Origin of the sequence: Schleiferilactobacillus shenzhenensis LY-73 (assembly GCF_000469325.1) — a bacterium.
GTDB classification, from domain to species: Bacteria; Bacillota; Bacilli; order Lactobacillales; family Lactobacillaceae; genus Schleiferilactobacillus; species Schleiferilactobacillus shenzhenensis.
In genome coordinates this window covers 236,333-245,445 of the sequence record NZ_KI271582.1, presented here as the reverse complement: position 1 = coordinate 245,445, position 9,113 = coordinate 236,333, and the positions used below count along the sequence as shown (strand labels likewise).

Sequence of the window (9,113 nt, the reverse complement as noted above, 5' to 3'; positions counted from 1 at the left end):
GTGCCCATGGCGTTCCACGCCCAGCCAGCCGGAGGGCCCAAATCGCCGGGTCTCGCGAAGTACATTTCATACACGGATGCAAAAACAAAAAGTTCCGCAGCCAAGGGATTGCCCTCCGCCGCGGAACTTTCTTCAATTTCTCCGTTAAAAAATCACCGGCTGTGCGCCACGGTCCGGTGCCGCATCACCCATGGCACCAGCTTGAAGTACAACGGCAGGAACACCGCTGCGAGGACCACACCCTTCAGCAAATTGAACGGCACGACCATGGTCAGGATGTACTTCGACAACGCCATCCCGATACCGAAGTGCATGACGGCGGCGTATAACGGGATCAAGACCAGCCAGTTAAGCACTGCCATGACCACCGTCAAGGATAACGTCGCAACGGTGATCGCCAGGATGCGTTGCGGCCAGTTGCCGTTCCGCCGGGAAAGCATGAAGTACAGCGGTACGGTGAAGGCAATGGCGGCAATGAACGCGGCGGAATCGCCAATCAGCGAACCGACCCCCGCCCCAGTCAGGACGAAGTGCACGCCCACCTTCACGGCGGCCACCCCGATACCGGCGCCGAGCCCATACAGACTCATGGCCAGCAGCACGACGACGTCGCTGACGTCCAGTTTGAGAAAGCCCATGATGGGAATCTCAATGTACATGACCAACGTGGCCAGGGCGCCAAAGATGGCGACCCCGATCCACTTTTCTAACCCACGGTTTGCTTGCATTTCTGAAAAACCTCCAACGAGGCTGCTCCAGGAAAAAAAGCGGAGACAAACAGAATTCGTTTGTCTCCGCTTTCGCATCTTCTTCCATCTAGACTATACTATCGGTCTCGGAGTTGCACCGAGTCCACCGCATCAACGAATGCGGGTCGCGGACTTTACCGCCGGTCGGGAATTGCACCCTGCCCTGAAGACAAACCACTTATTTTTTATAACCAAATGGTAGCTTACGCAAAAAGCGCTTAATTGTCAACAGATTCGCCTCGGGTTTCGAGCAAATCGTACAACCCGCGCACCTCATGGGTGCGTAATGATCGGTACTCGCCGGCAGACAGCCCGCTGAGATCGAGAAACGCGTACTTTTCCCGAGACAATTTATCCACGGGCAGGCCCACGGCGGCAAACATGCGCTTAACTTGGTGGTGCCAGCCTTCATGAATGGTGATCTGAATGATGCTGTAGTTCTTGGCCTGTTCCGTACGAATCACCTTGACCTTGGCCGGACGGGTCTTTTTACCGTCGAGGACGATGCCTTTCTCCAGCCGCTTGAGCTGTTCACCCACGGGAATGCCCTTGACCCGGGCCACGTAAGTCTTGTCGATCTGAAACGAGGGGTGCATCAAGCCGTTGGCCAGTTCGCCATCGTTGGTCAGCAGCAGCAGCCCGCTGGCATCGTAATCCAGCCGGCCGACGGGATAGACCCGTTCCGTCACCCCGGTGAGCAGATCAACGACCGTCTTGCGGCCTTTGTCGTCGTGAGCGGTCGTGACCACACCGCGGGGCTTATAGAGCAGGTAATAGACTTTCTGCTCCGTGGTCAGCGGCACGCCGTCCACTTCCACTGCGTCTTGGGGTGTGACTTGGACGCCCATTGCCGTGACGGTTTCTCCGTTCACAGTCACGTGGCCGGCGGCAATCAGCTTCTCCGCTTTTCTCCGCGAGGCCACCCCCGCATTGGCAATGGCTTTCTGTAATCGTTCACTCATCAGTATCGTGCTCCTCTTCTGTGTCATCGTTGGGCTCGGCTGCATCCGGGTCATCGTCAGTGTCCGCATTCAATTGTTCGTTGAAAGACGCAAACAGGTCCGTGGCCGGGGCGCTGCGTTCCGTTGTGCGCGTCAAGGCTGGCAAGTCGTCTAAAGTCTGCAGGCCAAAATAATCCAGGAAAGCCGGTGTCGTCTCGTACAGGATCGGCCGGCCAGGGGCATCCTTGCGCCCGGCCTCACTGATCAAGTCGTGGGCCAGCAAGGTCTGCAGCGCCCCGGCACTGTGGATGCCGCGAATGTCATCGATCTCAATGCGGGTGATCGGCTGCTGGTAGGCGACGATGCTCAACACTTCAATCGCCGGCTGGGAGAGATGCCGGCTGCCGGCATCCTGCAGATAGCTCTGGATCAGGTCCGCATAATCCGGCTTGGTCAAGAGCTTGTAGCGGTCCCCGAACTCCGCTAAGTACACGCCGCGTTCCCGGTCCGCCGCCAGGGCGGTGGACCACTGATCGATCTGCTCCCGGACGGCCGGCACGGCGATGCCTAGCGTACTGGCCAGATCATTCAGGGTCATCCCCTCTTCGCCCGCCGCGAACAGCAGAGCTTCCAGAGCCGCACTGAAGTGTTTGGCACTCATGAGATCATTCCTTTCGCCGTTTCCGTCGGCCGCCACTCCACGTACAGCGGAGCGGCGAAGCTTTCTTGGGTACAGGCCACCGTGGCGTCTTTCAACAGTTCCAAGACAGCGAGAAAGGTGGTGACCACTTCGTCCACCGTCGGCGCATCGCTCAACAGACGGCCGAACGACACGGGCCGGTGCGGTCCCAGGTTTTGTAAGAAGCTGCTGATTCGTTTCATCTGGGTCGCCAAAACGTGCTTTTCTAACGGAATCGTCCGTCGCGGCATCCGCGGTGCCCGCTGGCGCTGCCAGATGCGCTCCATGGTCAGCCGCAGGGCATCGATGGTCAACAGGCCCGGCGCCAAGGGCTGCGCGGTGGCCGCCGGCGGCGTCTGGGGTTCGCGGTCGTAGCACTTGGCCCGGTCTGCCGCCATGTCCCGGAGAATACCGGCGACTTTCTGATAACTCTCGTACACCAGCAGCTGGTTGACCAGGTTCTCCCGGGGATCATCCGGTTCTTCGTCGTCCGCCGCCGTCAGCGGATTGTCCGGCAGGAGCATCTTGGACTTGATCGCCATCAGGGTCGACGCCAGCACCAAATAATCCCCGGCTGAATCCAGCACGAGGACTTCCTGGTGATGAATAAAGTCCAGATACTGACTGGTGATCTGGGCAATGGGAATATCGTAGATATCGATCTTCTGCTGCCGAATCAGGTGCAGCAGCAAGTCCAGCGGCCCCGTGTAGTCCTGGACGGAAAAGGTCAAGGGCAGCGCCGTCATCGGGGATCATCCTCCGGCGGTGTCGGTTCCTCGCCTCGCTGTTTCTCCCACTTAACGAGCAGCGGGGTCGTCTCGAACGTGCCCATCAGTTTCTGATGCGGATAGAGCTTGGCCAGTTCATCAAAGACCATGAACGTCTGGTGAGTGCCCCGTTCCGACGGCATCAGCGAGATATGGCGGACCAGGATGATATCTTGGCTGACCTGAACACCGACAACGCCGGCAAAGTCCCGGGAATCGGCAGGCCGCCACAAATACAGCAAATACTCCGGATCATTTTGGTAAAGGGCCATTTCCGTTTGCAAATGGTCCAGTGGTTTGAGATCCGGGACAAACGAAAGCAAGCCCATGGCTATTTTTTCGTAGTCATTTTTGTACTTTACAAGCATGGTGTCCCTCCATTTTCACAACACCCATACGGTAGCACAGCCGTCCAGACCAAACAAGTCAGGGGCCTCAGTGATAGCGCGGGTGATACTGGGCATAGACGTCCAGCAGCCGTTTCTTCGAGATGTGGGTATAAATCTGGGTGGTCGCAATATCGGCGTGGCCCAGCAGTTCTTGGACTACCCGCAGGTCAGCGCCGTTTTCCAGCAAGTGGGTGGCAAAGGAGTGGCGCAGCGTGTGGGGCGTGACGTCTTTCTTAATGCCCGCGGCGGCCACATACTTTTTGATCATCTTCCACACACTTTGGCGAGACAGCCCGCCGCCGCGGAAGTTAAGGAAGACCGTGTCGTCCCGCCCCTTCGCGTACTGTCCCCGCACATCCCGCAGGTACCGGGTGACCCAGTCGATGGCCGTGTCACCGATGGGCACCAGCCGCTCCCGGTCGCCCTTCCCGATGACCTGCACGAGGGCAATATCCAGATGCAGCTGGCTGCGCTGCAGACTGGTCAGTTCGGAGACCCGCATCCCCGTCGCATAGAGCGTTTCAAGAATTGCCCGGTCGCGGATGCCCAGTTTCTTACTGGTATCCGGCTGAGCCAGAACCCGCTGGACCTCATCCACCGACAAGACGTCCGGCAGGTGCTGGGTGGCCTTGGGCGCGTCCACGAAGGACATCGGATCGTGGCTGATCAAGTGCTGGTGAGCCGCGAAACGGTAGAACTTGCGCAGTGACGCCACCATCCGTATCTGGGACTGGACCGCCTTCCCCGCCGCCGCTTGGTCTTGGAGAAAGGCCTCGAGCACACTGGGGGTCTCCGGCAAAGCCTCATGCTTCTCTTTCAGCCAGGCCAAGAGCGTCTCCACATCCCGCGTGTACCCCAGCCGGGTATTCTTGGCTAACCCCTGGTCCAACTGCAGGTACCGGCCGAAGTCCGCCAGGGCATCCTGCTCATTTTCCATCCGGCGGCACCAGGGTGATGTGCCCATCGGCTTGGGTGATGCGGCGATTTTTCAACAGATTGCCCAAGGCCCGCTTGAAGGCCCCCTTCGAGATGGCGAAGGTGTCTTGAATCTCCTCTGGCGTGCTCTTGTCAGAAAACGGCATCGTGCCGTCCGGGGCCACTTCCAGCATGGCCAGAATCATCTGGGCATCGTCAGAGATCTCTTCATAAGCCATGGGTTTCAAGGATAAGTTCAAGCCATGGTCCTGGGTTGTGCCAATCACCCGGGCAGTCACTTGCTGGCCCAGCCGCGGGGTGGCGAACCATTCAGAACGGTGGATGAAGCCCTCCTGGTAGTCATCGGTCAACACGTGGGCGCCGATTTCCCGGACCTTATACACAGTCCCCTTGACCTGGGCGTTGCGCTGACCGCTCTTGGCGGGCGCCGCAATCGCCTGGAAGATCTCAGGGGTGGCTAACTCGCCCCACAGGCGGCCTTTCTTATCAACGCTCAGAGCCACCAACAGGCGGTCGCCAATCTGGGGCCAAACCGCGTCGTCAAAGGGCAAAACATCCTTCGACACCACGATGTCCTTGTCCGGTAGGCCAATGTCCACGAACACACCCAGCGAATGCATCCGCTGGGTCACGGTGGCGAAGGCGTAATGGTCTTGGCGCACCTTGGGCAGCTGGGTCGTGCCCCGCAGGTGGTCATGCTTATCCGAGTAGACCAGCACTTGGACTGCGGCGCCCAACTCCGGCACTGGGTCGAACTCGCTGCGCAGAATGCCGAGGGTCTGGCCCTCGACCTGGGCGAAGACTTCCTTGTCGTTCCGATCGGTTACTTGGGCGCTCACGACATGCCCCAGCAGCGGAATCATGGTGCTTTGCATTTCTGCCATGAATTGATTACTCCTTACTTAATACCCGCCGGCAGCTGGTGCAGCACGGTGAGGATCGTATACGTGATCCCCGCCGCAATGACCGGTCCGGCAGCAATACCTTTGAGAAAAACGACCCCGAGGATGGTGCCGAAGACCAGGGCCACCGTCATCTCCGGGCTGGCGGCGAGCAGCCCGACGCCTTTGGCGGACAGGATCGCCACCAGAATGCCGCAGCCCACCGCAATATAGCCGGCGGGGGATTTGAATGCGTTGAGCAGCTCGGCAAAGCCAATCTTGCCGGTGGCAATCGGCACCAGGATAGCCACCGAAATGACGGTGACCCCCCAGTTGATCCCCTGCGCGCCGACTGTGGCGAAGATCTTGTCCGAAAACGGCAGCAGCTTAACCGCCGCCACAACGAGGACCGCAATGATCAGCGAGCGATTCTTGCCGAACAGCGCCACGGCCAAAATCGCCGCCAAAAACAACCAGCTTTCCCACTGTGCGGACATCATCCAGCCCCTTTTCTTGATATTCCCTACCATTCTACAGGAATTACCGGGCGCGGGGAAGAGGTGCGCGCCGTGCGTTGGCCCGCACCGGGTGACTACGGGCTCCGCGGGAGGGGGCTGGAACGCAGTGGGCACGACTTTGAGCCAATGCAAAAACCGCATTGTCTCAAAGCTCGGCCTTGTTGTAGGCGGCAAAGCCGCCAACAACAATTTCACTGCTGAGCCCCCTCCCGCTCCGCCCTTCGTCACCCTCCCACCGACAAGCGTGTGAGTGGTCAACATGCATCGGCAAACGTACTCCCCGCAAACAAAAACCGCCAAGTCACCCCGGCGTCCCGGGATGGCTTGGCGGAAGGTGCGGTCAGAAACGGCCGCTGGTTAAAGATTAAAGCGCGTTGCTCGCACCACGGTAGATCATGCCGCGACGGGAATCAACAGTAATGACTTCACCGTCTTGGATGAGCTTGGTCGCGTCCTTGGCGCCGACAACCACGGGGATACCCATGGCGATGCCGACAACTGCAGCGTGGGAAGTCAGGCCGCCAGTCTCAACGACGATGGCACTGGACTTCTCGATGGCCGGCAGGTAATCCTTGTCGGTCGTCTTAACGACCAGAATGCCGCCGTCAACAGCCTTCTCGTTAGCTTCGTCAGCAGAACCGGCAACGACTGCCTTGCCGACAACAGTCTCGTCGCCGACCCCTTGGCCGTTGGTCAGCTTAGAGCCGATCAGCTGGATCCGCATCAAGTTGGTTGTGCCGCTCTCACCGACCGGTACACCGGCAACGACGATGATCAGGTCGCCTTCCTTAGCGAAGCCTTCCTTTTGGGCCAACTCAGCAGCCGCACTGAACATTTCATCAGTGGTGCTCGGACGCTTGGTCAGAACAGGGTGAACACCCCAGCTGACGGTCAATGAACGTTGGGTCCGTTCGTCGAAGGTCATGGCCAGAATGTCAGCCGCCGGACGATACTTGGCAATCATGCGGGCCGTGTAGCCAGAATTGGTGGCAGCCACAATGGTCTTGATGTGCAGATCGTTGGCGGTATTCACAACGGCTTCACCAATGGACTCAGTGGCGTTAGCGCCAGTGAATTCACGGATCCGCTGATAGGACAGCGTACCAGAAGCGTCGACTTCCTGCTCGGTGCGTTCGTCGATCCGGGCCATGGCAGCAACGGCTTCAACGGGGTACTTACCATTAGCAGACTCGCCGGAAAGCATCGTCGCATCCGTACCATCCAGAATGGAGTTGGCCACATCGGTCACTTCGGCACGGGTCGGACGCGGGTTCTCCTGCATGGAGTCCAGCATCTGAGTGGCCGTGATGACCGGCTTGCCCAGCTGGTTGCACTTCTTGATCAGGCGCTTTTGAACGAAGGGCACGTTTTCGAACGGAATCTCGACACCCATGTCGCCCCGGGCAACCATCAAACCTTCGGAGACCTTCAGAATCTCGTCAATGTTATCGATACCCTCTTGGGATTCAATCTTCGGGAAGATCATGACGTCTTCCATGTGCTTCTCTTCCAAGATCTCGCGAATGTCCAAGACATCTTGGGCCTTACGAACGAAGGAGGCAGAAATGAAGTTGATGCCGTTGTCGCAGCCGAAGCGAATATCGTCGGCATCCTTCTTCGTGATCCCAGGGAGACGAATCTCAACGCCGGGGGCGTTGACGCCTTTACGGGAACCGATGTAGCCGTCGTTTTGTACTTGGGTAACCAATTCGCGGTGGGCTTCATCCTTCTCAGTGATCTTCAGATCAACCAAGCCGTCATCGATCAGCACGTGGCCGCCGACATGCGTATCGTCGTACAAACCAGGGTAAGTCACAGCAATCTTTTCCGGAGTACCTTCCAGGGAGTCATCCATGGACACGCGGATAACGTCACCGGTGTGGGCTTCGAAGCCCTTGTTCTTTTGAACAGTGGTCCGAATTTCGGCACCCTTGGTATCCAGCATGATACCAATGAGCTTGCCGGTCTTCTTCTCGGCTTCGCGAGCCATCTCCATCCGGGCTTTGTGCTCGGGGTGGTCACCGTGTGAGAAGTTAAAGCGGAAAACGTTGGCGCCAGCCTCGATCAGCTTGGTGATAGTCTCGACGTCGTTGCTCGCCGGCCCTAACGTGCTAACAATTTTGGTCTTTTTCATAATCTATAAAAACCTCCAATGTGAATTAGTTACCTTGTACACCATACCCATGGTACCAAAAATTAGTGGGATAAGTCACGGTTCAGATCATACAATGACATATCCGCCTTGTGCTTGGAATCGAAGAGATCCTCCATGGCGTGGTACGTAATCTGGTTGTTTTCGATGCCGACGGCCAGGCCGCCTTTGCCTTGCATCAAAAGCTCCACCGCATACGCCCCCATCTTCGACGCCAGGACCCGGTCCCGCGCAGTCGGCGCACCGCCGCGCTGAACGTGACCAAGAACGGTCGAACGCACATGGAAATCGCCATACTTGCTGAGTTCTTCGGCAAACTCGGGGGCATGCATGACCCCTTCGGCCAAAACGACCACAGAGTGCTTCCGGCCGGCTTGGCGATCACTGTTAATGTGCTCAGCGACTGCCGCCATGTCGAATTTCTTCTCCGGAATAATGATCTCCTCAGCACCGCCGGCGACACCGGCCCAGAGGGCAATGTCGCCTGCGTTGCGGCCCATCACCTCGACAATGAATGTCCGCTCGTGACTGACCGCGGTGTCGCGAATCTTGTCGATCGCGTCCAGGGCAGTGCTCACGGCCGTATCAAAGCCGATCGTGAAGTCCGTGTAAGGAATATCGTTATCGATGGTGCCCGGCAGACCCACCGCGTTGTACCCGTGCTCCGTCAAGCGCAGGCCGCCGTGGTAAGAACCGTCGCCGCCGATAACAACCAGGGCATCAATGCCGAATTTCTTCAGCTGCTTGATACCGGCCAATTGGGCGGGTTCCTGAGCAAATTCAGGATAACGGGCAGAATAAAGGAACGTTCCGCCGCGCTGGATCATGTCCAGCACGTCATCCTTGCTCAGTGGGAATATGTCCCCTGCCACCAGACCTGCGTAGCCATAGTTGATCCCATAGACTTCGAGGCCTTCGTGCAGAGCTTTGAGCGTGACGGCGCGAACAGCTGCGTTCATGCCGGGCGCGTCGCCGCCGCTCGTCAAAATACCAATGCGTTTCATTTCTTCACCTCAGGGAATAAAATACTGGAACTCGCGGGTTCCATAACACCTATCAATATATCACGTTACCCCAATAAAATCTTGCTTTCTTTTCAAC

General features: G+C 58.0%; 10 protein-coding genes and 1 riboswitch. All 10 genes read right to left on the bottom strand.

The genetic code is table 11. The features are described 5' to 3' along the window. Nucleotides 1–152: 152 nt before the first annotated feature. Entirely contained in the window at nt 153–728 is a 576-nt protein-coding gene (locus tag L248_RS01125) for an ECF transporter S component (RefSeq protein WP_022528190.1), read from the bottom strand. A 72-nt stretch (nt 729–800) separates the two neighbouring features. Next, nucleotides 801–924: riboswitch (FMN riboswitch) on the bottom strand. A 43-nt stretch (nt 925–967) separates the two neighbouring features. Then, a complete protein-coding gene (locus L248_RS01120) occupies nt 968–1,711 on the bottom strand; it encodes a pseudouridine synthase (RefSeq protein ID WP_022528188.1) in 744 nt (247 codons plus the stop codon). After that, nucleotides 1,704–2,351, bottom strand: a complete 648-nt coding sequence (scpB, locus tag L248_RS01115) for an SMC-Scp complex subunit ScpB (RefSeq protein ID WP_022528187.1) — start codon at nt 2,349–2,351, stop codon at nt 1,704–1,706. The genes L248_RS01120 and scpB overlap by 8 nt, the downstream gene beginning before the upstream one ends. Further along, nucleotides 2,348–3,115 (bottom strand): segregation and condensation protein A, encoded by a 768-nt coding sequence (locus tag L248_RS01110; RefSeq protein ID WP_022528186.1) that lies wholly within the window; start codon nt 3,113–3,115, stop codon nt 2,348–2,350. The genes scpB and L248_RS01110 overlap by 4 nt, the downstream gene beginning before the upstream one ends. Next, nucleotides 3,112–3,504, bottom strand: coding sequence for a hypothetical protein (locus L248_RS01105; RefSeq protein ID WP_022528185.1), 393 nt, complete (start codon nt 3,502–3,504; stop codon nt 3,112–3,114). Before L248_RS01105 ends, L248_RS01110 begins: the two co-directional genes overlap by 4 nt. A 67-nt stretch (nt 3,505–3,571) precedes the next feature. Next, the gene (gene xerD, locus L248_RS01100) at nt 3,572–4,462 is read right to left on the bottom strand and encodes a site-specific tyrosine recombinase XerD (RefSeq protein WP_022528184.1); all 891 of its coding nucleotides are present in this window, start codon (nt 4,460–4,462) and stop codon (nt 3,572–3,574) included. After that, nucleotides 4,452–5,345 carry a CvfB family protein gene (locus tag L248_RS01095; protein WP_022528183.1) on the bottom strand — a complete coding sequence of 298 codons (894 nt, stop codon included), beginning with the start codon at nt 5,343–5,345 and terminating at the stop codon, nt 4,452–4,454. Before L248_RS01095 ends, xerD begins: the two co-directional genes overlap by 11 nt. Nucleotides 5,346–5,359: 14 nt before the next feature. Continuing rightward, nucleotides 5,360–5,839 carry a DUF441 domain-containing protein gene (locus tag L248_RS01090; RefSeq protein ID WP_040534360.1) on the bottom strand — a complete coding sequence of 160 codons (480 nt, stop codon included), beginning with the start codon at nt 5,837–5,839 and terminating at the stop codon, nt 5,360–5,362. Between the two features lie 385 nt (nt 5,840–6,224). After that, nucleotides 6,225–7,994, bottom strand: coding sequence for a pyruvate kinase (gene pyk, locus L248_RS01085; RefSeq protein ID WP_022528181.1), 1,770 nt, complete (start codon nt 7,992–7,994; stop codon nt 6,225–6,227). 62 nt (nt 7,995–8,056) lie between these two features. After that, nucleotides 8,057–9,016 carry a 6-phosphofructokinase gene (pfkA, locus tag L248_RS01080; RefSeq protein WP_022528180.1) on the bottom strand — a complete coding sequence of 320 codons (960 nt, stop codon included), beginning with the start codon at nt 9,014–9,016 and terminating at the stop codon, nt 8,057–8,059. Between the last annotated feature and the right edge of the window lie 97 nt (nt 9,017–9,113).

Coding starts and splice junctions, on each gene's coding strand:
- L248_RS01105 (WP_022528185.1), bottom strand. CDS start 3,504: ATGCTTGTAAAGTACAAAAATGACTACGAAAAAATAGCCATGGGCTTG.
- pyk (WP_022528181.1), bottom strand. CDS start 7,994: ATGAAAAAGACCAAAATTGTTAGCACGTTAGGGCCGGCGAGCAACGAC.
- L248_RS01110 (WP_022528186.1), bottom strand. CDS start 3,115: ATGACGGCGCTGCCCTTGACCTTTTCCGTCCAGGACTACACGGGGCCG.
- L248_RS01120 (WP_022528188.1), bottom strand. CDS start 1,711: ATGAGTGAACGATTACAGAAAGCCATTGCCAATGCGGGGGTGGCCTCG.
- L248_RS01090 (WP_040534360.1), bottom strand. CDS start 5,839: ATGTCCGCACAGTGGGAAAGCTGGTTGTTTTTGGCGGCGATTTTGGCC.
- L248_RS01095 (WP_022528183.1), bottom strand. CDS start 5,345: ATGGCAGAAATGCAAAGCACCATGATTCCGCTGCTGGGGCATGTCGTG.
- xerD (WP_022528184.1), bottom strand. CDS start 4,462: ATGGAAAATGAGCAGGATGCCCTGGCGGACTTCGGCCGGTACCTGCAG.
- L248_RS01125 (WP_022528190.1), bottom strand. CDS start 728: ATGCAAGCAAACCGTGGGTTAGAAAAGTGGATCGGGGTCGCCATCTTT.
- pfkA (WP_022528180.1), bottom strand. CDS start 9,016: ATGAAACGCATTGGTATTTTGACGAGCGGCGGCGACGCGCCCGGCATG.
- scpB (WP_022528187.1), bottom strand. CDS start 2,351: ATGAGTGCCAAACACTTCAGTGCGGCTCTGGAAGCTCTGCTGTTCGCG.